Source organism: Desulfosalsimonas sp. (assembly GCF_055149105.1).
This window is the reverse complement of sequence record NZ_JBSRLA010000007.1, coordinates 50,300-76,973: the sequence shown is the minus strand read 5'-3', so window position 1 is coordinate 76,973 and position 26,674 is coordinate 50,300. Positions and strand designations below refer to the sequence as shown.

General features: G+C 50.6%; 11 protein-coding genes, 2 tRNA genes and 1 pseudogene. 7 read left to right on the top strand and 7 right to left on the bottom strand.

The genetic code is table 11. The features are described 5' to 3' along the window. Positions 1 to 550: 550 nt before the first annotated feature. Positions 551 to 1,165, top strand: coding sequence for a transposase (locus ACTCIA_RS02950; protein ID WP_463000313.1), 615 nt, complete (start codon positions 551 to 553; stop codon positions 1,163 to 1,165). Here the strand turns inward: ACTCIA_RS02950 and ACTCIA_RS02945 are convergent. Beyond that, positions 1,113 to 2,495 carry an IS4 family transposase gene (locus ACTCIA_RS02945; RefSeq protein ID WP_463000312.1) on the bottom strand — a complete coding sequence of 461 codons (1,383 nt, stop codon included), beginning with the start codon at positions 2,493 to 2,495 and terminating at the stop codon, positions 1,113 to 1,115. The two genes, ACTCIA_RS02950 and ACTCIA_RS02945, sit on opposite strands and share 53 nt — an antisense overlap. Positions 2,496 to 2,636: 141 nt before the next feature. Here ACTCIA_RS02945 and ACTCIA_RS02940 point away from each other — a divergent pair. Further along, positions 2,637 to 3,455: pseudogene (locus ACTCIA_RS02940) on the top strand (transposase); the annotation flags it as partial. A 240-nt stretch (positions 3,456 to 3,695) separates the two neighbouring features. Here the strand turns inward: ACTCIA_RS02940 and ACTCIA_RS02935 are convergent. The 6 genes from ACTCIA_RS02935 to ACTCIA_RS02910 all read right to left on the bottom strand — a co-directional run bounded on the left by ACTCIA_RS02935 (position 3,696) and on the right by ACTCIA_RS02910 (position 20,257). After that, positions 3,696 to 4,673 (bottom strand): hypothetical protein, encoded by a 978-nt coding sequence (locus tag ACTCIA_RS02935; RefSeq protein WP_463000311.1) that lies wholly within the window; start codon positions 4,671 to 4,673, stop codon positions 3,696 to 3,698. Between the two features lie 74 nt (positions 4,674 to 4,747). Beyond that, a complete protein-coding gene (locus ACTCIA_RS02930; protein WP_463000310.1) occupies positions 4,748 to 10,192 on the bottom strand; it encodes a DEAD/DEAH box helicase in 5,445 nt (1,814 codons plus the stop codon). Positions 10,193 to 10,212: 20 nt separating this feature from the next. After that, positions 10,213 to 15,567 carry an Eco57I restriction-modification methylase domain-containing protein gene (locus tag ACTCIA_RS02925; RefSeq protein WP_463000309.1) on the bottom strand — a complete coding sequence of 1,785 codons (5,355 nt, stop codon included), beginning with the start codon at positions 15,565 to 15,567 and terminating at the stop codon, positions 10,213 to 10,215. After that, the gene (drmD, locus tag ACTCIA_RS02920; RefSeq protein WP_463000308.1) at positions 15,564 to 18,851 is read right to left on the bottom strand and encodes a DISARM system SNF2-like helicase DrmD; all 3,288 of its coding nucleotides are present in this window, start codon (positions 18,849 to 18,851) and stop codon (positions 15,564 to 15,566) included. The genes ACTCIA_RS02925 and drmD overlap by 4 nt, the downstream gene beginning before the upstream one ends. A gap of 500 nt (positions 18,852 to 19,351) precedes the next feature. After that, positions 19,352 to 19,428: transfer RNA gene (locus ACTCIA_RS02915), tRNA-Pro, on the bottom strand. Between the two features lie 73 nt (positions 19,429 to 19,501). Continuing rightward, positions 19,502 to 20,257, bottom strand: coding sequence for an N-acetylmuramoyl-L-alanine amidase family protein (locus ACTCIA_RS02910; RefSeq protein ID WP_463000307.1), 756 nt, complete (start codon positions 20,255 to 20,257; stop codon positions 19,502 to 19,504). A gap of 224 nt (positions 20,258 to 20,481) precedes the next feature. Here ACTCIA_RS02910 and ACTCIA_RS02905 point away from each other — a divergent pair. The 5 genes from ACTCIA_RS02905 (at position 20,482) to lon (ending at position 26,597) form a co-directional block, all read left to right on the top strand. After that, positions 20,482 to 20,568: transfer RNA gene (locus ACTCIA_RS02905), tRNA-Leu, on the top strand. A gap of 71 nt (positions 20,569 to 20,639) precedes the next feature. Then, the gene (gene tig, locus ACTCIA_RS02900) at positions 20,640 to 21,956 is read left to right on the top strand and encodes a trigger factor (RefSeq protein ID WP_463000306.1); all 1,317 of its coding nucleotides are present in this window, start codon (positions 20,640 to 20,642) and stop codon (positions 21,954 to 21,956) included. Positions 21,957 to 22,137: 181 nt separating this feature from the next. Further along, positions 22,138 to 22,743 (top strand): ATP-dependent Clp endopeptidase proteolytic subunit ClpP, encoded by a 606-nt coding sequence (clpP, locus tag ACTCIA_RS02895; RefSeq protein WP_463000305.1) that lies wholly within the window; start codon positions 22,138 to 22,140, stop codon positions 22,741 to 22,743. Between the two features lie 11 nt (positions 22,744 to 22,754). Continuing rightward, on the top strand, positions 22,755 to 24,008 hold the full coding sequence (gene clpX, locus ACTCIA_RS02890) for an ATP-dependent Clp protease ATP-binding subunit ClpX (protein WP_463000304.1): 1,254 nt from the start codon (positions 22,755 to 22,757) through the stop codon (positions 24,006 to 24,008). Between the two features lie 120 nt (positions 24,009 to 24,128). Further along, positions 24,129 to 26,597 carry an endopeptidase La gene (gene lon, locus ACTCIA_RS02885; protein WP_463000303.1) on the top strand — a complete coding sequence of 823 codons (2,469 nt, stop codon included), beginning with the start codon at positions 24,129 to 24,131 and terminating at the stop codon, positions 26,595 to 26,597. The last annotated feature ends 77 nt before the right edge of the window (positions 26,598 to 26,674 follow it).

Genomic DNA, 26,674 nt, shown 5'->3' with positions numbered 1-26,674 from the left:
CCCAACGAGGCTCAATTATTCTGATAATCCAGTATAGATTGTCAATTTATTTCGAAAATTTTATGCTGTCTTTGTTTCAGATAATTTGATTCCTTACAATCATACGCATCCTCAAAACTGTTATTGACAATTTCAAGCTGCTTTTCAGGGATGTACTGGTAACTATCCGGAAAAGCCACCTGCCACAAAAGCCGATTTGCTTTTTTCCGCTGTTTTCCGGTGGTGATTCCCTGGCGGCCGGGATCTGATATCAGTCTCACACTGGTTCCGGGGTTCATTTTATTTGACCCTCCAGAAAACTTTATCCAAATTCAATACATTTAAAAGGAAAGCGAAATACAATCCTTCAGTGGCTGATGCCGATTCTGGCATCCTCTGAGTTTACTAATAAAGGCTGAGTTGCTTAGTGAGTGTCCATCCACGGGAATAACTTCCCGTCATAGATAAAAAAAGCGCATTTTATGATGGCCTTTTTCTTTATTCTGTAGTATATTGAAAGTCGCCAAACATCCAAAATAACAACAGAAAAAGAAAAGGAGCCGATCACAAAATGCGCGAAAAGAACCAAAAACAATTGCCCCTGATGCACTCGCCAATCGATCATCCGCAAGCAGATGAACTCATGCGCATCAGTCGAATTCTGGATGAAAATCATATCATCGGCCAACTGGCAATGCAAGATCTTAAACCAAACAGCACCAAAACCCGAGCCGGCGCAAAAGGCATGAGTGCCGATCAAGTGATTCGGGCCGCAATTATCAAGCAAATGTTTGGCTTCACTTATGAAGATCTTGCCTTCCATATCATTGACTCACAAAGTATTCGTCAGTTCTGCCGTATCGGCTTTGCCGAAAAGGGCTTTAAAAAATCGGGGCTCAATAAAAACATCAAGGCGCTTTCCCCGCAAACCTGGGAAGCCGTAAACACCCAATTGGTCCAATGGGCGAAATCCAATAAAATTGAAAAAGGCCGCCAGGTCAGAATTGATTGTACAGTTGTCGAAAGCCATATTCATGATCCCAGCGACTCTTCTCTTCTGTTTGACGTCGTCAGGGTGCTTGCCCGTTTATTGAAAAATATAGAACTCAACTTTCGGGGAAGACAAGCATCCCCTAATGTTCTGATATTAAATTCGATTTATCGCTTGAAAAGCCAAAGAATATGATCGCCGCCCCCATTACCGCATCCATAATAGCCTGGACTACTTTTTTCGACATCGTCCCGGTCTTTTGTATCATGGCCCTGGCCATCTGGATGATTCTTTGCAAGGCGTCGATAAATTTGAGGTTTTCAAGCTCGTTATTGCAAGTGCGGAATAAGTCGCCAAAGGACCTGTGGTCGACCTGCTGCCGCTGGAACCAGGATAGAATATTGTACCGCGCAAAGACCATGGAGGTGTGCCCGATCAGTCCATCGAAATCTCTTATCTGGATTTCCTTGACCAGCTTCAGGTGCTGTTTGCACATTTTGAAAAAAACCTCGATATCCCAGCGCTTGCCGTACAATCGAATGATTTCTTCGCCAGCCAGGGCTATATCAGTACAAAGAAGTGCAAGCCAACCGCGCTTTTTATCACCCGGGACAAAAATGATTCTGGCATTTTTGCCATCGGGCATTTTGATAACGACGCTGGCCTTAACTTTGGCTTTGCCGCGCTTTTTGCTGATCTTGCTGTATAAATCCCGAAGCCTGAGTTTGTGTCCTTTGTATTCATAACGCCAGTTGGGATGATCTTTAAGCATGCAGATGATATCAACATGCTTGCGTAGGGCGGAAATAATGGAGGGGGCTGAAAACCAACTGTCCATCAGGAGATATTTTGCCCGGATGCCTGCGCTAAAAGCCCTTTTGACCATGGGCTCAAGAAGATCCGTGGATTTGGTCATGGCTTCCTGTCTGCGGCGGTAGCCGCAGGTTCTTTTATCCAGGGTTTTGGTGATCCCATTGTATCGATTTTTTTGGTTGGCTGAAGACAGAATGGCAAAATCCAGGCCGAGAAAACTGTTGCCGTCAGACCATCCAAGAGTCAGCAGTCGAAAGCCTTTGAGGTATTTTTTGGAGTTGTGATCAAAAACCTTCGACAGCAGTTCCACTTTTTTGGATCGATCGCGGGAATACAGGGAGTCGTCAAAAATCAACACTTCTTCTTCTGCCGGCGCGTCGAGCAGGCTTCGGATCAGTAGATGAATTTTAACAGCCAGCAGCAAGGTGAAGCGTCTCCAGTTATATGTTGGTGAATTCAGGAAGTTGTAGACAGCATCCTTGCCGATTCGGGTGCTTTTGTCTCTGACGACGCCCTGGAAAAAATTCTTGCCGGTAAAGGCCAGGTTGAAAACAATGGTAAAGATGGCTAACGGTCCGGCTCCCTTGGTTTTGGTAATTCCGGCGGCGTTGAGCATGCTGCCGATCTTAAATTCGGAGAAGATATTGGCGAGAAGGCCTAACTTCTCAACGCTTACTGTTTGATTTTGTGATATAATTTGTGTATGCTTCATTTTGACGGGCTTCCTTTTTTTAGCTTTTTTTGTTTGGCGCAATAAAAGTACCAAAAAAAGCGAAGCCCGTCAATACTAATAATAATTTCAGTACGTTGAATTTATATATCGTCTATATTTTAACCCCGAAAGTTGAGTATAGAAGAATTAACCGCCAAACGGTTTTATAAACATGACCATACCCGCAGCGCCAAACGGCGAATGCTTGAAATTCAGTATGCAAAAACCAAAAAAGTACGGACCAGTAAATATAAGAATCTGATCAAAATTACGGAACAGACGACTCAATATGCCCAAAAAGCGGTTGCCGCAATGGAGTCCGATCCATCGTGCGATCTGAAACTATTTGCTCTGGCCTCTGAAATGAAACAATATCTTGATCTGGCCTCCCGTGTGATGGACCAGGCTCGGCGACGGGTCATCAATGGCGAAACAGTACCTGCCTCAGAAAAAGTGGTCTCCATTTTTGAACCCCATACCGATATTGTTGTAAAAGACCGCCGTGACACGTTTTATGGGCACAAAGTCTGTCTCACTGGCGGTGCCTCCAACCTGATTGTCGACTGTGTCATCACTGAAGGTAATCCGGCCGATAGCACACTGGTCGAGCAGATGCTTGACCGCCAGAATGACATTTATGGCAAATATCCCTTGAAAGCCGCTCTTGACGGCGGTTTTGCATCTAAAGACAATTTAAATGCAGCCAAAGAACGTCAGATTAAAGATGTCTGTTTCGCCAAAAAGCGCGGCCTTGCTGTCGAGGACATGTGCCGCAGCCAATGGGTTTATAATCGGCTTCGCCGTTTTCGAGCCGGTATTGAATCCGGTATTTCCTGGATAAAGCGCTGTTTTGGTTTTGCCCGTTGCACATGGAAAGGCTTTCGTTCTTTTAAAGGTTATGTATGGGCTTCGATTGTTGCCGCCAATTTACTGACACTGGCAAGGAAGGCCCCTGGATAAATAGGAACTCAGAAGGCCGGATCATTCAATCCGAATGGATAGGTGTGCCGAAATGTCCCTATTTTAGGCGTATTTCATATTTATTTCCTTCCGAACGCCGATTTGGATTTATTTTTTCTATGGATGCCATGGAATTTTTGGTCACCGGCAGTCCGAAACCACTATTTATGGATGGACACTAGTGAGGATTCCTTCAACTTCTTCCGGCATCCAATTACGAGTATTTTAAACATTTGCTTTTCACAGCTTGCTAACACTGACTCCGCACCTGATTAGATAGTATCGCAATTCTGAAAACCAGTCTCCCTTATGCACAATGCGATGACTATGTTCAGAGAAATATTTTTTTAATTCACTTTTTGAATACTGGCATAAGCTCTTCCAATTTTCTTTTAAAACAAAAAGAGCATTTCCTACTTCCGGACATTCTGCTACTGCTATCTTTTCTTTAGTATAGCAAAATAAGAAGTAACCCTTAAAATCATTTTCACCTGTCAGAATCTGATTGGGATTTAAATCAAAGAGTCTTTTCAATCTATCCCATTCATATTTTTTTCCATGATTATTGGCATTCATCTCTTCGCATAACATTTTGAGCCGTTTTGCACTTTTTTTTCCCGGAGGAAGAATCTTCCAATTGATCTTCCTGACCAGGAAACCGTTAAAAGATTTAGAATTTATAACTTTTTTCCGGTCCTTCATTATTTTTCTTTGAAAATTATATTTTTCAACCTTTTTGAATCTCTCTTCATATTCACTCTCGAACGATTTTTTCTCCTTTTTGTATAACTGTTTTAATTCACTGTTTTTCTGCTTTATTAATTCTTTTAACTCAAGCTGAATGCCCTTTAATCGTGAACTGGCGTAGGCGAATTCTGATTTCCAATGCTGCAATTGTTTTTTTTGCTTTTTTGTCAGTTCGTTGTCGGGTGGATTTTTTGATATCGGCATTTGATGCATTCCGGACATTAGGGAAGTTTCTTCATTTAACTGGACCAGTTTCGGAGAAGGAGGGATGACTTCATGTGGGATTAATCGGATCATCTCGTCTATGAGTCGAATCAACAAGCCTGAATCAACAGTTAATACTTCTTGTTTAAACTTTGATTTCAAATTTGGATCCAAGCAAGTGTCTATATACTCGCGTACCTCTACAAAATCCTTATATTTTAGCTTCCGATTTTTCCAAAATACTTTATTGTTTTCTATAGTTATCATATGCAGCAACCATTCCCTTTGTGATTTTCAGCCAATCAAGCAGGAGGTAGCCTATATTTCCAAAAACAAAATTTTTACTCTGCTCTTGCCTCGTCGAACCATTCGGTTTTTGCTGCCAAATCCCTTGCCAAATCTTTGCCGGAAAGAAATTTTGCCAGTTTTTTAAAATATTTGACCATGGCTTTGCGGTCATCAAGCTCGTTGCAGGCAATTTCAATGACCTGGTAGCCGTTGTTCAGCAGCCAGGAGCGGATTTCGCGATCCTTTGCAGCCACATCGGGGTCTCCGTGCAGGGAAGCGCTCATCCCGTCAAGGTAAACGCACACCCCGTTGTCATCTTCATCATCTTCATCTCCGCTGAAATAGACGTCCGGCGTGGTGCTGCCGATTTGGTGGTCAAGAGTGATTTTCTGACCAAAACGGATCTGCTGCTGGAATTCCCCACTGGTGAATCCGGCTGCTTCAAGTAAATGTTTCAGCTTGGTTTCCGCATCATTTACAGGCTGGGCATCTGGGTCATGGGGTCCTGTTGTGGGATGTGTCGGCGGAATGGTGTGGTCAGTTTCCAGACGATCCCCCCATTCATCTATCAAATCCAGGGCTGTATGGCGATCCAGATACCGGTGATAAAAGCTGTTTCGAAATGTCTGAAGACAGTCAACACACGAATGATCACAGGCGGACGGGCAGTTGCCCAGCAGTTCACTGGCAGCCCCGATGATTTGCGGGAAATGCTGCTGAACCTGTTCAATCAGCCCGGAGCCCCCTGGCATGGGATCCCAAAGGACGGCATCCACCTCGTCGCGGTCCACATGCCCGATGACCAGAATCTGCAGATCCTCCAGATGCATATCCAGAATATGTCTGGCACCCATTCGGATTGCTTCCAGCAGGCTGAAGGCCTGCACCCGGTCTGCGCAATCCGGAAGAGTAAAGGTATCTGCTGCAATGTCTGCAAAAAAACCCAGCATCTCGGGTCTTCGATTACAGCGCTCCTCATGGGTATCCAAAAAATGATCAATCTGTCGCTGGCTGGACAGGGGGGAAACACTTTGCCCGCAGATTTCGCAAATCGGATAGCCAAGCTGCTGCTGGCTGTCAATGACGGTGGCCGCCCCCACGTTGACCATTCGCATATGCACATTTCTTCTGATCAACACATCGCGCTCGCCCCAGGAACAGCGATATCCGCCGCTGTGGCGGCCTTTTTCCCTGCCGTAAATGGAAACCGGCATTTGAAAGCGGATTTCCTCTTCATCAGAAATCTGGGATTGATGGGCCAGATCCACATCGCAAACCGATATGGCCCGCAAGCTCTGAGAAGACAAAGCTGTGGCCCCCTGGCCAACGTTTGCCTCAATCAAGGCCTGCCGCTCAATATTGACTTCAAACAAGGGAATTTCCTGCTGATCCTTTTGGGCATCCCGATGAAACCGGCGGGCCACAAACCGGTGGCCGTTGGCATAAATCAGGTTGCCGGGCACATACTCCCGAAGCGCCATGCTGATAGGCCTGGGCAGCTCAAAATCCATGCTGCCCTGCTGCCAGAACGGCACCTCGGCCATCCCCCTGACAGAGCCAGTGTCAAGGCCATAGCCGGGTAAAAATCCTTCTGCAGCCAATACCCCGTAGGTGTTGATATCGTCAACGCCTTCTGCTTCCCTGCGCTGTCTTCGTAACACGCCTTTCATTTTTTTAATCAGCTTATCGCAGCGCTTGTAATGGGCCTCATCTTCCGGATCCAGCGTACCGTAATCCTCTCTGACCCGGTTAAGACGGCGGATTTCATTATGGGCCCATAAAAGCCGCTTGCGAAGCCGCCCCAGTACCTGCGCAAATTCGGCAACCATGTTGTCGATATGGGTGGACAAAGCCTCATCGTTTATCACATCCAGGTCGGCAGTCGGCCAACCCTGTTGAAAAGTCTTTTTTACATGATCCATCAACTCGTCCCGGTTTTTGCGAATCAAAGCTTCCAGGGGTGCCACATTGAAATGATCGTTGCGGATAAGGCCGTCTGCCCCGAAAAGATAGGAAGAAATCCTTCCCGGCAGCATCTGCCGAAGGGTTTCATTAATTTTTCTAAGTTCATCCTTGTCTGTGCCGTTTACATCGCGGCCCAATTGAAAAAGGCGGGAAATAACAGTGGCATGAACATGTTTTGCCACCATGACTTCATTTCGAAGATTAAATGCAGGGGGATCCACCCGGCCGTCCAGTATTTTCACAGGATCCTGGAAATAGGCCCGGTCATGGGACGCCGGGCGGCAATAGGTGATGTTTACCGCCATCCGATGCCGTCTTCCGGCCCGCCCGGCCCGCTGCCAGTAGTTGGCCGGAAGCGGCGGGACATTGCGCAAAAGAACCGAATCAAGAGCCCCGATATCCACCCCAAGCTCCAGGGTCGGGGTGCAGACAAGGGTATTAACCCGCTCGCCACTGCCCTTAAACCAGTTTTCAATTCTTTCACGCTGGCTCTGGGGCACCATGGCTGTGTGTTCTTCCGGCCGCAGCATGGAATAACCTTCATCTAGAAGCTGCAGATCATAATTGTCCGGATCTTCGGAGACAAAGGTCAATTCGCCGTGGCAGTGCCAGGCCATGCACAAATCATGCGGAGGACGGCGGGACACCTTTCTGCGGCACTTTCTGCAATGATAGTATCCATGGTTTTCACTTAACAGCAGTTTGACCGCATCGATCTGGTAAACCCCGCTGCAGTTGGCCAGGGGACGATCTTTGTTGGATTTTAATGTTACCGGCACCAGCAGGCCGGCTTCATCGGTCAGATAATTCCACAGCTGTTCCACAAAATCTGTCAGCTTATCGTCAGGAGCACCCCATTTCTGGGCAATCTCGCGGACCAGCGAGGCCCTGTCCGTCAGCCAAGCCCGCACATACCGTTTGTCGTCAGCATTTTCCCGCCGAAGCTTCATCCCCTGGGGACCCGGGGGTATGGGCATATACCCACGCTGAATTTCCCGGTCGCCCTCATTCCACCACCGGCTGAAAATGCCCCGCCGGTTGTCCAGCAAAAGCCGCTGGCGCCGAAGCTGATCCAGGAGGTTTTCAATTCCGCCCCTGAGATCGTCCGGCGGCAACCCCAACTCCCGGGACCATTGCTGAATAAACCGGCTGCCTGCTTCAAGACCCTGATACGTGATCTTCAAGCGGCCCCAGGGCTCCAGGCCCTTCTGCTGGTTTGCCGCAGTTGTGACTTCCCGTAAAACCTGAATCCGCAGGAAATGTCTGCGTTCATCCTCATGGACCCCGCCGGATCCGGCCTTATCTACCACCCGCCAGACTTCGGGGATCAATGCCCGGGACAATCCATCGCTGGCATCGAGCATATCATCGATTTTCATCACCATATCGCCCACAGATACCGGACCCTGCTTCATTGCCTCGGCCATAAGCGCACGCAATCTAAAGCGTCTTGCATGGTCCTTCATCCAACCGGCCTGAAAAGCTGCATCCTGACGATTGTCCGCAAACAAGAGGAGCCGCTGACGCTCGGCATGATGGACCATATCCTGAGCCAATACATGAACATCAGACACATTGACTGCACGCACCGGCCGGATCGGCTCCCGGTAACGACGACCGAGCCTCTTGCCCGCAGCCCGGCATGAAATGCAACTGCTCAGATAGCCCGGTGTTTTCTGCTTGCTGCGCACGGCAAAAAGTTTGACAGGCGGAGACATTGCCCCGCAATGCCGGCATCGGGCAACATCGGCCTTGTGAGCGGTTCCGCAATGCCGACACACGTACAAAGGATGAGACCAGTTTTCTTCTGTCAGATCATCGTCTGCCTGCTGACTGATGACCTGGTCCACAAGCACAAGCCTCTGCCCCCCGTGGGCAAATTCAAGCGGCTCCCAATAGGTATCGCCTTCATCGGATAACTGGCCGCCGCCCGGGGTGGCCCCGACAAAAAGAAAATCTTTTAAAAACGTGATAAAATAGTGCTGGCCGCAGGTTGTACAGGTATAGACCGGCGTACGCCACACATTTGTCTCGGTTTCCCGGGTGGATATTTCATCTTCAGAGCTGAGCCAAAGGGTGGGTTCATTTCCAGTAGGAAAAGTTGCCACCGCACCGGGAATGCCTCTTACAAATCCATGCACCACCGGGCGGAATACCGGCCGCCCGGAGCTTGCCGCAGCCGCACCCAGGGTCAGGTATGCAATCAGCTCTTCTTCACATACCGGCCGGCCGGCTGTTTCTGAAAGCCCGGTTACCAAATCGCCCATTGCCCGGGGCTGTTTTAAAGCCTGACTGATTTGAAATGCCAGTTCATTGCCGGCCATGGCCCCATGCAGGGCCTCTGCCCAATTTTCTCCGGAAAGGGTTTCACCGGTGAGCTGACGGTAAATATTTCGTATTTGGTGATCTGGCTGGTCCTGCTCCACAATTTCAAGGGTTTGTGCAAGCAGGTGAGGCATGTCCGCACCCGGCGCCTGGGGCATTTTTCTGCGGGTATTCCAGGGATCATCTTCAAATTCCTCATGAATGCATTCCACATCCCCGGCAGGAACGCCGAAAAACCGGGAAGCAAAATTTCGGCCGGCATCAGGGTCGCGTTCATCCACAATGGTTGCCGAAGTTGCCACGCACGTGGTCTGATTGGGAGACGTCCCGCAGAATTTCTTCAGCCGCCGGATCAGGCAGGCGGTTTCCGCCCCCTGGATGCCGGAAAAGGTATGGGCCTCATCAAAGACCAGAAAATCAAGCCGGGCATTGTCAAAGAGCTCAACATCCACGCCCCTTGTCAATAAAAGCTCCAGCTGCTTGACATTGGTCAGCAAAATCCGCGGCTGGTGGGCGACGGTGCGCATTTTCTCCCGGGAACAGATCTCTTCCAAAGGATGGATTGCATCCGGCCGCCCCTGTTCACGATACCGGTCAAACAACGCTTTATAATCTGCCCGGCTACTGCCGGACTTTAGCCGATGGCCGGCAACCTCCCGCTCATTTTCCGGTGTTTTGCCCACATACATGCCGAAAGTGATGCCGCTTCCGGCCAAAAGACCGCGCAAACGCTCCAGTTGATCTTCGGCCAGGGCATTCATGGGATAGACAATGACGGCCGAAATGCCGGCAGGCTCTTCTGCCTCCTTTAGCTGCAGGCACTTGTTGATAATCGGGTACAAATAGGCTTCTGTTTTGCCCGAACCGGTGCCTGTGGAAACCAAAGTGGTTTTATTGCGGCAGACCGAACGGATGGCCTTTTCCTGGTGCCCGTAGAGTTGATGAATATTTTCCGGGATAATCTGGGCCATGTGCGGGTGAAGCAGGTTTTCTGAAATCAGAGCCGAGACATCAGCACCCTGCCGGAAACTTTGGGCCAGGCTGATGTAAGGGCCTTTTAACAGGGGAGTGTTGCGGATTTGGTCCATGTTGAGCAGGATGCGCATCTGCTCGTGCAACCGGGGATCGGCAAACGGGTAGGCGGTGAGCTGGTACTTGAGAAAACTGCGGATTATTTTTTCCGTGTAGGCAACAGGATTAATGGCCATTCCGTATTGCTCCTTTGTTGTTAACTCTCCTGTGATTTTCCGTCTGTATCAAACAGTGTTAACTGGACGTGCTTTTTTTTTACTTTTTTGGCCCTTGGGGTTCCAGAAGGCACATCCGAGGTTGTTTTTTCCGGGTCTTTGCCTTCAATTTGATCCAGCAATGCCTGGTATCCTTCAGGCCCCAGCAGATTTCTGGCATGAAGATGGCACTCCCGCCAGGACTCCTCTGGGTCCTGGGCCAGTTGCCAGTCAAAAAACCGCGGGCCGAAACATTCCCGAACCGGCTGGTGCTGCTTTGCCCGTTCATCATGGCCCAGACCGTAATCGGCCAGCCGCAGGGTTTCCGGCAGCATCCAGCCTTCGCCGTTATTTTGATTCATAAACGCTTCAATGCCTTTTTGCCTGTCACCGCCGCAGTCGGCGATTTTCTGCTCAAGATCATGGAAGGCAATGAGGGAGAGCACTGTAAGTCGCTGTTCCGGGTGCTTGTCTTTGTCAATGCGCCAGAAACCTTTGGGAGACAAATGCTTTCTATGTTTTTCTGAAGACAGTTGCTCTATTCCTAAATCGCATTTGTTAAAAATGTATTTAAACAACTCCTTTTTTAAACCAAAGACCTTTGCAAGTGCGGCTTCAAAAATACATCTAAGCCTCAACCTTTCATGTTGGGATAAGGCCCAATTCCGTTTCCAACCATTGCTATCCGCAGCACAACCAACTGAAAAAACAATACTCGGGCCAGACAGACTTTTTGAAATTGTGTTCAAACTCGGCATTCTGATACTTTTCAAACTTGGCAGACAAGCTTCATTAATTACAAACCAATTCAAATGTAAGCCTGTGCATCTCGAGCGAATAACATAATCGAACACAAAGGAATTAAGAACGCCGGTAATTATAAATTCCTCCCCTATCCCCGATATTACTGGTGCTGAATTTCCAAAAGGCATAGAAGGAGTGATAGTGGATATTGTGGTCCTTTCATTTGTTGCAGATGTAATATCCATAAAACTAGAACGTTTAGTTCTTCTGTAAATCCATAATCTTCTGCTATAGTAATCGGCTAAGGATTCTTTTAGCTTTTCGAGGTGTGCCTCTGATATTAAATTTTGTTGGGATTCGATAAACTTTTTGATCCATGTACTATCGTATACGGGCGAGCCCATAAGATATTGAGGCTCGATTATCTTATTCTCCCATGGGATATCTCTCCATACCGCACTTCTTCCGCTACCGGAGACCCAGCCCTTTTCACTGAAATCAAACTGCCCGATCATACGCCCTTCATATAGGGGCAGTGCAATGGCGGGGCCGGTGATTTCATACTCTTCAGCATTTTTACCGCGGCCTGTTTTTATGGTCAGGGGTTTGCCCGAGGCCTCCGTAAAAATGACTTCAGGAATATCTTCCTCCCTGATAAACTGGGTTGCATCCCGGGACAGGATGATGCCCGCGGGGATATCGGCCCGGGCAAGGGACAGCTTGTCATAGGGGGGCTGGGCACAGCCGGTCTCTCCCTCTTTTGGTGGATCAATGCCCAGTTCAGCATATAGCATGTCAATGGGCTGCCAGGGACCCTTGATCCATCTGCTGTACTCGTCCGGCTGATATCCCCACTGCTCCCATTTGGGCCGGGGCGGAAACAGTTTTGAATCATTGGTCATATGAAATTCTGTAGCATATTGGATGCCCCATCCTTCCGGCCCCTGATCCCCCAGCAGGACTGAATTGCTGTAAATTTTATCAAGGATTTCCAGATCCCGGCTGGACTGGATTTCCAGCAGAGCCCTTGACCGGGGGGAAAACTTGATCACATTTTCGCCCGGGTAGCCGATTGCATGCCGCTCTGCGTCTTCCCAGTCGGCAAGCTTTCGGTGCATGAACCCGGTTTGGATTTCTTTGGTGCAGCCACCTTTTTCAATAATAACCGGATTGAATTTAAATGATCTGTGAATATCAAAAATCTTGTCCCGATTTTCAAACCCAAACAGCCATTCCCATTTGCAGTGCTCGATAAACAAGGTGCGCAAGGCACCTGTACCGTGATCCGAATAAATGCCCGAGGGAACGACAAATCCCAGCCGTCCTCCTTCTTTCAGCAGTGCATGGGTCTGTTCCAGAAACAATTTATACAAATTGATATCCCCGCCCCCCTGGTGACAAAAGGGATGGCTGGCATCCACATACCCTTTTGTTTCAAGGCGTTTGGTTTTCCATTGCGCGTGTCTTTGCGCAGATGTTTCAAAACTTTTGGCCCCCCGCTCGCCAATGGGCAGATCATGCTTTTGCCTGCCGTTTGAATCCGTGGTGACCCGGTCGCCAAAGGGGTGTCCGGCGAATCTGGTCCAGTTGGCCATGGACTTGAAAAACGCATTGTACTGCAGCCACTGGTTTTCAGTTGCGGCATCCCCGGTAAAATACTGTTTTTGCTTGCCGATGGCTTCCTGCTTTCCATAGCCCCTGTATAAGGGATCAATGGCGCTGAAAAACTCCTTGGAATTGGGTTTGGCAATGTCCCATGGCGGATTTCCCAGCACCGCGTCAAATCCTTTGGCGTCATGGTTAAACACGTCTGGATATTCAAGCTCCCAGTGGAAAAATTTCTGCTGTTCGGCTGTTTTCCGGGCAATGTTCCAGGCTTCAATGGAAATGTTTTTATTGTAAAATTTTGAGGGCGAAGGGGCGGATTCGATCTGATCTGCCGGCCAGAACCAGAGCGCACACCACAAATCAAAAGCATCTTTCAGGGCCTTAAACTGCGGATCATTTTGCAGGCTTTTGTATTTTTCCGCCCGGTCCCGGACCTGGGCAATGCCGATATCATGGATTTCGCAAAGGGCCTTTTCTGCCGCATCATGATCGTTTTCAATGTCTTCGAGTTCCATGCTCTGAAATATCTGGTGACCGTCTATGAGCTCTTTGACCTCTTGTTTGATCAGATTGAAACATTCCCTGATCTGCCGGGTCCATTGCTCTTTTTCGTAGTGCACTGCGTTGGAATGGGTTTTATCCCCGCCTTCCCGGGCCCAGGCCATGGCCGGATAATGCAGAAAAGTGTCAAACCATGCACCCACCAGGGAGTTGCCGCATTTGATTTTATGCTTTAAAAACGTCATGGGCAGCTTGGGGTCAATGGTTTCAATCCACAGAGACAGGCGGCAGAGCTCCACTGCCAGCGGATCAATGTCCACCCCGTAGAGGCAGCGCTCCACCACGTATCGGCGCAAAACCGCCTTGGTCTGGGATTCAAAGTTGTCGTCATCCGGCCTGCAGGGAAGATCCTCATGGGACAGCAACGGCTTGCTGTCCCCATCGCAGATCAGCTCCAGAACTGATTTTTGGGCATATTCGCGCACCCGGTCATGCAAAACCAGGGATTCATAAAGGGCGTCTGTTAAAAAACGAAGCCCTGCCAGAAGAAATGTCCCTGATCCGCAGGCCGGATCACATATTTTCAGATTTAGGATCTCCTCGGGCTTTTTGGGGATCCACCGGTCTGCCGGGGCATCGATGAGGCAGTTGTCCGCTGCATCTGTGGGCGGCTCATAGGCCAGGGGCATAAGGGTGCGGTGGACGGTGGGAATGGCCAGCTGGGGCCGGGTATAAAACGTGCCTGCACCCTTGCGCGTCCCGCCCCATCGAACCAGATACCATTCCCCGGGCAGAATCACCCGGCTGACCAGTTTTCGGGCAGTTTCATTGATGGCCCGCTCATGCTGCATCTGTTTTTCCGGGGTCATTTTTCCCTTTGGCTTTTTAACAAGCCCGGCAATCTGGCATGCCCGGCAAGCCCAGGCCTCGGCACGGGCCTGCAGGGTTGCACGTCTGTCATCTGTTGATGCAGCCTCTATGTCTTCATCATATTCCTGCAAATCCAGAGCTTCTTCATCTGGCTCACCTGTATCTTCTGACTCCTGAAAGCCAGCCGACTCGGATTCGTCATTGTCTTCGGCATCTGATGATGAGGTGTCTTTCAGCTTTTCAAGCAGGTTTTTGATGGCCTGATCGTTCATTGCTTCCAGTGTGGCCAGGGGAAGTGCTGGGTTGTTGCCCACGGCCAAAAACACCACCGGCTGGTTTTCGGGAGCACAGCGCAGCTCAAAGTCAAGAAGCCCTTCATAAAGAATGCCGATGTATTCATTTCCCAGGCTGGAAAAATCCACCGGTGCGGTCACCCACATCCCGGAGCGGCCCTGGCGGAGCTTGACCCTGGTTTTGGTGAGAAGATCAAGAATCCTGCGCACGTGCAGATCATTGATCAAATCCGCATCAAAGCAGGCGCTTTCAAACAAATAAAGGGCCTGGATCATGCCGTCCTGGCTGCCCGGATCACCCGGGGCAAACAACGTTCCGCTGTATTCAGGCACCGGAAAGGCCTCGTGGCTTGAGCCTTGGTAAATCAGGCGGAATAAAGCCAGTAGACGGGGATAGGCGTAATAGCTGTTTTCCATCCGATGCCCGCTGATGCGGCTCAGTTGTTCGCGAAGGCCACCGATACTGTATGCGCTTTGATAAACCGGATGATCGGTTGGAAGCAGCTCTTCGCGGCTTTCTGCAAACAATACCACCACCATGCGCATTATAATACGGACTGCGGCCCGGTATATATCCTGCGGTTGGGTATGTGCCTGGCTGCGATTTAATTCAAGCGCATGGGCCTGGATCAGAAGCTCGGCAGCCTGCCGGACGCGTTCGCCAAGTTCCACGGACAGATCCGCCTGACCTTTTCTGGCCTCGTTGATTTTTGTTTCAAGCAGGCAGGGCTGTCCGGCTTCTGGCATCTCCCACAGCCCGGGGGCCAAAAGGCCTTTGAAGCCAAGCAGTTCAGGTGTGGGTTTGCCCTCGGCAAACCATTGCTCAATGTCCCATTCGCACCATGCTTCATAATCCAGGCCGGCATAAAGGATGCGCCACTGCCGGCCGTTGGTGACCACAGCAAGATGGTGGTCTGTTTTCCTGAGCCATTGCAAGGTTCTGGAAATGGGGCGTTTTCCATGGCCGATTCCCAGACGCCTTGCAGAATCGATAAATACCGGAAGAATACCTCCTGAATTATCGATCCACAAATGATTGGGCCGAATCGCTTCGCCGATCATATTATGACGGGTCCACCCCGGTGCCACATTGCTGCCGCGATACCATTTGCCCCGGGCGTTGTTGAGCCCGCATATCTGTTCCAGAACCACGGAAACAAAATTACCGGGCTTTGCGTCCGGGTCGTCAAAAAACCGATTTAACTCTTTGCGCAGCTTCTGGTGCTGGTTTTCTGAAACAACCGGCATATCTTGGGCAAAAAGCTCGTTTAATCGCTGGAGATCCAGCAGCAGACCGCTGTGCCGCAGATTGTTCCACCACAGAAGATGATCTGAGCTCATCTGGCACCCCCCTGGGGCCTGGGCAGCCGGATCTCAACGGCCACCGGGAAAACCTGGGCGTCTCCCTGGAGGCTGTAGCGTTTGGGGAGCAAATGTTTTAGGATGCGTTCGCGTTCCTCGTTTAGTTGCCTGCGCACCTCTTCGTAATGATATTTTCTCCGGGCCAGTTCTTCTTCCTTTATCTGTATGGATCGATCCAGCCGGTCCATGTAGCCTTCTGTATCAAATAAAACGCCTTCTTTTCGATCCGCCTTTAGTGTTTTGATTTCACGTTCAAGCTTTGCCAAGGTATTTTCGGCAATCAGGGCCGATACCTCGCCCTGGCGGCTCTGGTAGCGCATTTCCGCTTCCTTGTGCGCATGTTTGCCGTCTCTGGACAGTTTTTCAGCCAGCCGCCCGGTCAGTGCTTTTTTTCTGTTTTTGATAAAATCCACAAGCTCCGGGTTAAACTCGTCTAAAATTTCTTTTGCCCTTTCAATATCATCTGAATTCTGGCAGGCCATGGCCTGGCGGAGAACCACCGGCGAAGGTGAAGAAAAGGGCGGGCCAAGATCATTTCCGTGCACCGGCAGGCAAATGGTTTGAATCCAGTGGTGAAAGGTTTCGCGCAGGGCATTGATGCCAAGCTCTTCAAGGTATAAGAGGATCAGTGCGTCTGCATCCGCCGGGATATCATCGTAGCGAATCGCATAACGCGAAACTGCCGAAGGCCCTGGAAATCGCCGTCTTGTCAGCACGCCCTTTGCTTTTTGTACAATGGGATGGCCCAAATGCAGCATAAGCGTATCCATGCGGGGGCGAAAAACCTTTCGCTTCCCGAATGTCTGCAAAAACGCATCCGGGCTGAATGTCAACTTGGGCACCGGTCCGAGAGTACGGTTACTTGTCTGCCTGCGAATAGTATCATCAATGGCCTCTTTCCAGCCTGACAGGTCCGGATTGATGATTTCAAAGCGATTGAGTTCATCCTCCTTTGTCAACTGAGGCCGTCCGGTATTTACAGCCATTGCTGCCTCAAGGGTGTCGCGTGCAGTTCCCGGATCCAGGTCAATTTCTTTGGCCAGCCGGTCAAGCGCTGCCAGCGGATTGACCTGCTGGCCGCCGGCTGCAAATGATATGGTGGCATCTGCTGCAATGGACGCTTGTCCCTTGATTCGGTCAATTTGTGATTCCAGGCTGTTTTGAATCTCCTCCAGGCCCTCGCCGCGAATAAGGCGCCGGTGAGTGGCTTCATCAAACAAATCCCCCATGGCCCCGAGGTCTTCCCGGATCTGATCCACCTTGCCGATGAGATAGTGTAAAAATTTCAGGTCTGCAGCCTGCTCGCTGGCAAAGTGGAAAATGGTCACATCCCGGGCCTGGCCGTGCCGGTCGAGTCTGCCGTTTCGCTGCTCCACTTTGGAAGGATTCCAGGGGCAATCATAATGGAGCAGCAAACGGGTGGTGCTTTGCAGGTTAAGACCTTCGGCTGCGGCATCGGTTGCAATCAAAACGCGCACCCTGGCATCCGGGTCATTGAATGCGCTTTTAATGCCCTCCCGGTCCATGTCATTCATGCCGCCATAAAGGCATAAAAAACGGTCTTCTTCATTGGGATATCGCTCCCGAAGACGGCGGAGGATATAATCCAGCGTGGTTTTGTATTCCGTAAAAACCACCAAGCGTTCTTCATCCTGCCACTTGCCTGTGGCTCTGCACAATTTTTCAATCTGGTCACACAAGAGCTGAAACCTGGCATCGGTTTTCGGATTTTGGCCCGTAACAGGTTTTTCAAGGTCAACACCCATAGCCTTTGCAGCAATGTCAATGGCACTGATCTCTTCTGTGACCTCATCTGCAAAAGATTTCATCCATGAACCAATAACATTGGCTGCAGCAGCTTCATTTTGCTGGGCTTCAAGATCATCTGCCGTATCCTGCTGGATGCTTTTTTGGGCCGCTGACATGTCGCTGTCATCGGCGCTTTCGGATTCCTCCAGACCGCGCTTGCAGCGCCGCCAGGATTCCAGAAATGTCATTGGCCCGCTAAGCATTCGCTTGCCAAGGATCTCAATGGCAAACGATCCTGAAAGCCTCCTTTTTTTGGAAGATTTGGAAATTAAGTTTCTTACTTTTCCCCGAAACAGCTCAAAGGCCTGGATGAGTCGCAACTCCTCTGCACTAAAATGTTCATCCAGCAAAAGGGCCTGCGGAGGGCGTCTGTTGCAAAAACGGGGCGGGTCGGTCCTTTCATTGATCTCCCATTTCAGCCGCCGGATGACCACCTGTTCGATCCTTTCTTTTTCCGCCGGCTTTAAATCATCTGTTTTGGAAAACCGGACCGGATCGAGCAGCTCAAGAAGTCCCGTAAATGAGCGGGTATGCCCGTTGTGGGGCGTTGCCGTTAAAAATATGCGGTGTTCAAACAACGGTGCAATGAAACTCAATGTTTTGCACAATTGACTGTCATCACCAAAAGGAGCCGGCATAAGGTTGTGAACCTCATCAACGATCAGCAGATCCCAGGGCAGTTGCGGCGCACCTTGGGGCTTTCTGCTTGCGCTCATGAACTGTTCAAAAACATCCGGCTGTTTCAAATAGTGGTAAGAAGCGATGATTCTTGAACAGTAGCGCCACGGATTGGCATCAATGCCGACCGACCGCTTGATCTGCAAGGTTGAATGCCGGTCAATCACCTCAAATGAAAGGGAAAATTTGTTCCACAATTCATCATGCCACTGGACCCGAAGGGAGGCGGGTGTAAGGATCAGAATACGATTAATTTTGCGGCGGATCAAAAGCTCTTTTAGGATCAATCCGGCTTCAATGGTTTTGCCCAGCCCCACGTCGTCGGCTATCATCATATTGATCCGCGGCATGCGAAGGGCTTTTAGCAGGGGAATGAGCTGGTAGTCGTCAACTTCCAACGCACCGTGGAAGGGGGAACAAATGGGCAGGAACTCACTATCATCTTCGCCATCCGGTCGCACATACGGGCTTAGCGCTGACCAGCGTGCGGCACGCACCATGGCGTCAAAGTCATCATGCTGCATGGGCTCACTGCTGGCCCTGGGGATTTCACTTGGTTCCAGAAGACGCCTGCTGGGCTCCAACTCCCAGATCAGCTCCTCGCTTGCCGGTCGGGTATCATCTTTATAGTCAATGCGAACAAGATGCAGCCGGCCCTGGGTGCCGCTGTCAAAATCTTTCACCTCACTTATAATGCCGCGCCGTCTTCTGACAATGGCAAGCATCCCGGCCGAGGGGTTTGAGGCTTGAGCTGGCAGGGGATTATTCCATATCATTCAATTACAACCTTTTGGACGCTTTCCGTTCTGTGCAATTGCATTGCATGCCGTAAAAAAAGATTTCAATGATTACAGCATGAAAAAAAAGATTCGTCAGGAGCCAGATCTTCCATCTGCTTGGGTTGGGCTTTCGGGGGGAACAGAAATATGGTAAGCCTTTGTGCAAAGAACTTCCTCTCAAAAAGGCATAGCCGGACCAGAGATTTTTCCGGTTATGGACATTTTGTCCAACTAGCCCAGACGATTTAGCACTCCGCCGAAATCCCATAAATGCCTTTGAAATCCGGCAGAAAAAGATAGACCATGCAATGTATAAAATTTCGTTTTCTGCATTCTAATCCATATCAAAAGATTTAAATTTTGTCATATTTTTTACCCAAAAACCAAGTTTTTTCATAATGTGTTCAAAACCTGCTATTTTTGTACCCCGTTTTGTACCCGGAATCAAAAAACACAAAAAAAGGGCTACGGTCAGAACCGTAACCCTTTGATTTTATTGGTCGGGGCGGCAGGATTTGAACCTGCGACTTCCTGCTCCCAAAGCAGGCGCGCTGCCAGGCTGCGCTACGCCCCGTAAATTTTCTGGCGCCGTTCTACCATCCTTTTGCCGGGCATGCAAGGCAAAGAAATCAACTTGACGCCGGCTTTCAGGAACCATGCTGCAAAAAATTCATGATTCCCGCAGCAAGCGCCCGGGCCAGGGATTCCAGGTAGGCCTGGTTTTCCAGTTTTTCGGCCATTGTCGGATGGGTGATGTATCCGGTTTCATAGATCACCGCCGGCATGTCCAGGCCATGAAGAAGCGCCATGGGGGCCTGCACCACATCAGCATCACCCGGCATTTGAATTTGATCGATCTGCGCCCGCAGATTTTCGACCAGCAAAGCCGATGCCCGGACATGCCTGTGCTGGATTCTGTCCCATTTACGGGGAATTGTGCTGTCATGATCCGCGGCTGCCGGCCCCTGATCCCCCCCGGGCGGCAGATCGTAATAAATGCAGTGTTTGTTGGCCGCTGAGTTGGTGCTTGCCCCGGTGTGCAGGCTGATGAGCACATCTCCCTGATGCCTGTTGGCCAGAGAGGCCCGCTGATCAACAGAGATGCCGTAATCATCTGTTCGGGTCATGATCACCTGCGCCCTTCCGTCCAGGACAGCTTCAAGCTTTTTGGCCAGCTCCAGGCACACCTGTTTTTCCAGCTGGCCGCCCGGGCCCTGCCCTCCTTTGTCATTGCCCCCATGACCGGGATCCACAAACACCACCGGCATATCCGCGGACCAGACCGGTGCGGCCCCGAAATATCCGTTGACAATTGCCGCTAAAACCAGAAGACAAACAAAGCCGGTCAGAAACGCCGGGCGCTGAAAACAGCAAGATTTATTGATTTTTGAATCTTTCCGCACCTTAATTTTCCTTGACACTATGGGCAATTAATATTATTTTAACAGGATACACATTTTAATTATGCTATAATTTCGGATAGTTGGTACTTGCCCGGACCCTGTGCGGCTTTCCTCGGCTCCGATGTCGGGATATTTATGCCCGCTTCCGGCATGCTATGGATGTCAATGGCAGACCGCCAATTCTGTTTACCGAAACCAACGCTGAAAATAAAGAAAAAATGTTTGCGAGAGTGGCGGAATTGGTAGACGCACTGGACTTAGGATCCAGCTCTTGAAAAAGAGTGGGAGTTCGAGTCTCCCCTCTCGCACCAATCCGATAACTTTCTTTCCGCAGAAAATGCGGGAACAGAATCTCAGACCCATATGGCTGGAAAGGAACATCATGCAGGTAAAAGTTGAAGACGTAAGCAGTGTCAAAAAGAAAGTCCACGTGGAGCTGCCCCGGCAGCAGGTCACCGATAAACTCGATGAAGCCTATAAGCAGCTCAAAAAAACCGCAAAGCTCAAAGGCTATCGTCCCGGCAAGGCCCCGCGTTCCGTACTGGAGCGGCACTTTAAAAAGGATGTGCATGCAGACGTGGCCTCTTCACTGGTCCAGGAATCGTTTCCCGAGGCTATAAAGGAGGCCGACCTGATGGTGCTGGAAACCTCGGATGTGGACGCTCCGGATCTTGACCCGGAAAGCGACTACAAATATGCGGCCACAGTGGAGCTCAAACCCGAGCTGCCAGAGGTGGAATACAAGGGCCTGAACCTGAAAAAAACGGTTTACCGGGTGGATGAATCCGAGATCGATTCCCAGATCGAGCGTCTTCGCCAGCACCTGGCCAGGTATGAACCCGTGGAGGAACAGCGCCCTGTGGTCAAGGATGATTATGTTGTCATTGATCACCAGGGATTCAAAGACGGCCAACCCGCAGATGACGCTCCCCTGACAACCGATGACACCATCAAGCTGGGGGCATCGGGTTTTCCCGAAGATTTCGACAAGGCCATCGAGGGCATGCAGCCCGGCGAGGAAAAGGAAATTACAGTAAAATTTCCCGAAGATTACCAAAAACCCGAGCTGGCCGGACAAGAAATCACATATCATGTGACTTTAAAGGAATTGCGCCAGGAAATCCTGCCGCCCGTGGACGACGAATTTGCCAAAAACTTCGGCGAATATGAAACCCTTGCGGACCTTCGCGCTGAAATCCGCAGCCATCTGGAACAGGGCTACCAGAAGCGGACAGACCAGGAACTGCAGGAACAGATATTCAATCAACTGCTCACCGAAGAATTTGAAATTCCCGAAGTTCTGGTGCGCTCTGAAATGGATGAAATCATCCGGGATGCAGAAATGAAATTCTCACAGAACGGACTTTCCATGGAGCAGCTGGGCCTGACCCGTGAGCACATGGAAGCCCAGTACCGGGGAGTGGCTGAACAGCAGGTACGGCGGCATCTTCTGCTCAACAAAATCATAGAGCAGGAAAATCTGGAGGTCACCGATGACCAGCTGGAGCCGGAATATGAAAAAATCGCCGAGTCCACCGGACAGCCCGCAGACATGATCAAGTCCTATTACAAGCAAAATCCCGAGCGTCTTGACGGTTTTAAGCATGCATTACTTGAAAAACAGGTCATCGATCTTATTATTAATCATGCAAACATCGAAGAAGTGGAACCCGAAACCGAAACCACGGATGAAAGCTGATGGCACCGTAAAAATTTGATTTCAGATGGTGCCGTAAAAAGTTCAATATCAAGGCTTGCGCAATTTCGAAGAATGCAGAGTGCTTAGCCGTACGTGAAATTCTGAGAAATTGCGCGTAACGCAGATATTGGACTTTTTACGGCGCCATCAAATCTTAACCTGTTAACAAGGAGGCATTACCTTGGCGTTAATCCCCATGGTCGTCGAACAAACCAGCAAGGGCGAACGGGCCTATGACATATATTCCCGGCTGCTAAAAGACCGGATTGTGTTTCTGGGCACCCAGATCAACGATGAAATCGCCAATCTGCTCATTGCCCAGCTGCTTTTTCTCGAATCCGAAGATCCGGACAAGGATATCAATTTCTATATCAATTCCCCGGGCGGATCCGTGACAGCCGGTCTGGCGGTGTATGATACCATGCAGTATATCAAGCCCGATATCGCAACGGTCTGCATCGGGCAGGCCTCTTCCATGGGCGCGGTACTGCTGGCGGCCGGTGCCGCTGGTAAAAGATACTCCCTGCCCAACTCGCGCATCCTGATCCACCAGCCCCTGGGCGGTGTTCAGGGACAAGCCGCGGATATCAAGATCCAGGCAGAGGAAATACTGCGTCTTAAACAAAGACTCAATGAAATCATTTCATTTCACACAAAGCAGGATTTTTCAAAGATTGAAAAAGACACGGACCGGGATTTTTTCATGAGCGGTCTGGAAGCGTCCGAATACGGGATCGTGGACCACGTAATCAACAACCGTGACGATCTCGATAAAATCAGTGATTAAGGAGGCATTACATGTCATCATATAAGGGCGGAGAAGGAAACGACAACCTCTTCTGCTCATTTTGCGGTAAAAACCAGCAGGAGGTCAAAAAACTGATTGCCGGCCCTGCGGTTTATATCTGCGATGAGTGCATCCAGCTGTGCAGCGAGATTATTGAAGAGGAAAACATCAAGGACATTGATATTTCCGACCGGATACTCACGCCCGCTGACATTAAAAACCAGCTCGATGAATACGTGATCCAGCAGGATCATGCCAAAAAGGTGCTGTCTGTTGCGGTTCACAACCATTACAAGCGGCTGGACTCGAAACTGGCCACCGATGAGGTGGAACTGCACAAAAGCAACATCATGCTCATCGGGCCAACCGGCTGCGGCAAAACGCTTCTGGCCCAGACACTGGCCCGGTTTCTGAATGTGCCGTTTACCATTGCTGATGCCACCAGCCTCACAGAGGCCGGCTATGTGGGCGAGGATGTGGAAAACATCATCCTGGCGCTGCTGCAGAATGCCGATTACGACGTGGAAAAAGCCCAGCGCGGCATTGTCTACATCGATGAAATTGACAAAATCGCCATGATGTCCGACAATCCCTCGATTACCCGGGACGTGTCCGGCGAGGGCGTGCAGCAGGCTTTGCTGAAAATCATCGAAGGCACCCAGGCAAGTGTTCCGCCAAAAGGGGGGCGCAAGCATCCCCAGCAGGATTTTGTCAAGGTGGATACAAGCAACATTCTGTTTATCTGCGGCGGCACATTCACGGGCCTGGACAAAATTATCGAGCGCCGCACGGGATCTCACATGATGGGCTTTGGCGCCAATATTGTCAGCCAGCAGGACCGCTCCACCAGTGACCTGCTGCAGATGGTGGAAACCGAGGACCTGATCAAGTTCGGCCTGATCCCGGAATTCATGGGTCGGCTGCCCATTGTGGCGACCTTGCAGGATCTCGACGAGCAGGCCCTGATCAAGATTTTGACGGAACCCAAAAATGCGCTTATAAAGCAGTTCCAGAAGCTGTTTGAAATCGAGGGCGTCAATTTGCGCTTTACTGACAGCGCCCTTGCCGCCATTGCCAATCAAAGCATGAAGCGAAATTCCGGCGCCCGGGGGTTGCGGGCCATTATCGAGTCCACAATGCTGGATATTATGTACAAGCTGCCCTCAATTCCCGGTGTAAAAGAATGTGTGGTGGGCGAAGAAGTTGTGCTCAACAGGGAGGAGCCGATACTGCTCTATGAGCAGGAATCCAAGAAACAGGCATAACCGTCCCTGCCTGAACACATCTTCTTTCCTCCTCCTTTCGCGTTTTCGATCCCAATGTGCAAAACCGCCGACAACCGGCGGTTTTGCACCAAACCCATGAAAGTGTCATCAAATAAACTTATGATCAATATACCCAAGATATTCAAAACCAGCGATCACCAGGAAGGCGGTGCGGTACTGCCGCTTCTGCCCCTTCGCGATATTGTGGTGTTTCCCCATATGGTCTCGCCGTTATTTGTGGGCCGGACCAAATCCATTAATGCGTTGTCCGAGGCCATGAACGACGAGGAAAAATACATTTTCCTGGCCACCCAGACCAATCCGGGAGAGGATCACCCCAAGCAAAAAGACATCAACCGGATCGGGACCGTGGCCAAGGTGCTCCAGATGCTGCGCCTGCCCGACGGCACGGTCAAAACCGTGGTGGAGGGCAAACATCGGGCGAGAATAACGGATTTTGAAACAAACGAAAGTTTCTTTAAAGTCCACCTGGAGCTTCTCGAAGAGCCTGACCTCGAGGAAGGCGAAAGAGAGGCATACCTGCGCAACGTGGTGGATGCCTTCAAGGCCTACACCCAGCAAAACAAAAACATATCCAAGGAAACCGTTGAGACCATCTCCAATCTCACCGATCCGGTGGAGCTGCTCTACACCGCTGCGGCCCAGTTTTCCTTCAAGGCCCGGGACAACCAGCAGCTGCTTGAAACCCAGTCGCTGACCGAACGGCTCACCTATCTCATCGAGCTGATCAATCAGGAGACCGTAATCCTCCAGACCGATCAGCGGATCAAAAACCGGATCAAAAAGCAGATGGAGCAGAGCCAGAAAAACTACTATCTCAACGAGCAGATCCGGGCCATTAAAAAGGAGATGGGCGAAGACGAGTCCGAGGACAACGAGTTAAAAGAGCTCGAAGAGCGGATTGAAAACAAAGAGCTGCCTGAAGAGGCAGAGGAAAAAGTCCGCCACGAGTTTAACAAACTCAAGCGCATGACGCCCATGTCAGCCGAGGCAACGGTGACCCGCAATTACATTGACTGGATTCTGAGCCTTCCTTGGTTTGAAAAAAGCGAAATTTCAGAAGACATTGACGAAGCCGAAAAAATTCTCGACGAGGACCATTACGGGCTGGAACGGCCCAAGGAGCGGATCCTGGAATACCTCGCGGTTCAGGCCCTGGTGAAAAAAATCCGCGGCCCGATCCTCTGCCTGGTGGGCCCGCCCGGGGTGGGCAAGACATCCCTGGCCAAATCGGTCTCCCGGGCCACGGGCCGGGAATTTGTCCGTCTTTCGCTTGGCGGCGTACGCGACGAGGCGGAAATCCGCGGCCACAGGCGCACCTATATCGGCGCCATGCCCGGCAAGATCATCCAGAGCCTGCGCAAGGCCGGTGCCAACAATCCGGTGTTCTGCCTGGATGAAGTGGACAAAATGAGCATGGATTTCCGGGGAGATCCCTCCGCAGCCCTGCTTGAGGTGCTGGATCCGGAGCAGAATTACGCATTCAACGATCATTACCTGGATATGGACTATGACCTGTCTGATATCCTGTTTATCACCACGGCCAACACCCTGCCCGATATTCCCGTGCCCCTGCAGGACCGGATGGAAATCATCCGCCTGCCGGGCTACACCGAATATGAAAAGTACAATATCGCTGAATTGTTTCTGGTGCCCAAGCAGATCCGGCTAAACGGCCTGGACGTGGAAAATGTCAAATTTTCCAAAAATGCCGTTTACACCGTTATCCGCAATTATACCCGGGAGGCCGGGGTTCGCAACCTGGAGCGCGAAATCGCCTCCATCTGCCGGAAAATCGCCCGCAAAGTGGCCAAGACCGGTGCGGACAAGGTCATCCATGTCAATTCCAGGTCCGTGGAAAAATACCTGGGACCGGTCCAGTACCGGCGGGGGCAATTAGAGGAAAAAGACCTGGTGGGCATTGTCACCGGTCTCGCCTGGACCCAGTTCGGCGGGGAGCTGCTTTACGTGGAAAGCGCCATTATGCCCGGCAAGGGCGATTTCAATGTCACCGGCAAACTCGGGGATGTAATGAAGGAATCGGCCAGGGCGGCCATCAGTTACGTGCGGTCCCGCTCCGGTCAGTTTAACATTGACCCGAAATTCTATGAAAAGTTCGATATCCACATCCATGTCCCCGAAGGCGCCACGCCAAAAGACGGACCGTCGGCGGGCATTGCCATGTGTACATCCATTATTTCCACCCTCACCCGTCTGCCCGTGCGCCGGGATCTGGCCATGACCGGCGAGATCACCCTGCGGGGCCGGGTGCTGCCTGTGGGCGGCCTGAAAGAAAAAATCCTTGCAGCCCACAGGGCGGGAATCCACAACGTGATCATTCCCGCAGACAATGAAAAGGATTTAAAGGAAATCCCGGCCACCATCATGCGCCAGATCCAGATTGTACCGGTGCAGCACATGGACGAGGTCATCGGCCGGGCCATTGTGGTGGAGGAAGGCAGCTATCTGTACCGCCGGGATGACAACGATGCGGAATTTCCAGACTTTCCGCCCCGGGATCCGGGAAAATCGTCCGACAATGACCGGCCGGCCATTGCCGATATTTAAAAACGCAAAACATGATTGCTTTTTGGCTTGACAGCGTCTTTGATAGTTGGTAGAAAGCAGATTCTGTTTGACGGTGA

Bases quoted from the DNA above. Each gene is read 5' to 3' on its own strand.
- clpX (WP_463000304.1), top strand. From the start codon at position 22,755: ATGTCATCATATAAGGGCGGAGAAGGAAACGACAACCTCTTCTGCTCA.
- ACTCIA_RS02950 (WP_463000313.1), top strand. From the start codon at position 551: ATGCGCGAAAAGAACCAAAAACAATTGCCCCTGATGCACTCGCCAATC.
- drmD (WP_463000308.1), bottom strand. From the start codon at position 18,851: ATGATATGGAATAATCCCCTGCCAGCTCAAGCCTCAAACCCCTCGGCC.
- lon (WP_463000303.1), top strand. From the start codon at position 24,129: ATGATCAATATACCCAAGATATTCAAAACCAGCGATCACCAGGAAGGC.
- ACTCIA_RS02945 (WP_463000312.1), bottom strand. From the start codon at position 2,495: ATGAAGCATACACAAATTATATCACAAAATCAAACAGTAAGCGTTGAG.
- ACTCIA_RS02930 (WP_463000310.1), bottom strand. From the start codon at position 10,192: ATGGCCATTAATCCTGTTGCCTACACGGAAAAAATAATCCGCAGTTTT.
- tig (WP_463000306.1), top strand. From the start codon at position 20,640: ATGCAGGTAAAAGTTGAAGACGTAAGCAGTGTCAAAAAGAAAGTCCAC.
- ACTCIA_RS02935 (WP_463000311.1), bottom strand. From the start codon at position 4,673: ATGATAACTATAGAAAACAATAAAGTATTTTGGAAAAATCGGAAGCTA.
- ACTCIA_RS02925 (WP_463000309.1), bottom strand. From the start codon at position 15,567: ATGAGCTCAGATCATCTTCTGTGGTGGAACAATCTGCGGCACAGCGGT.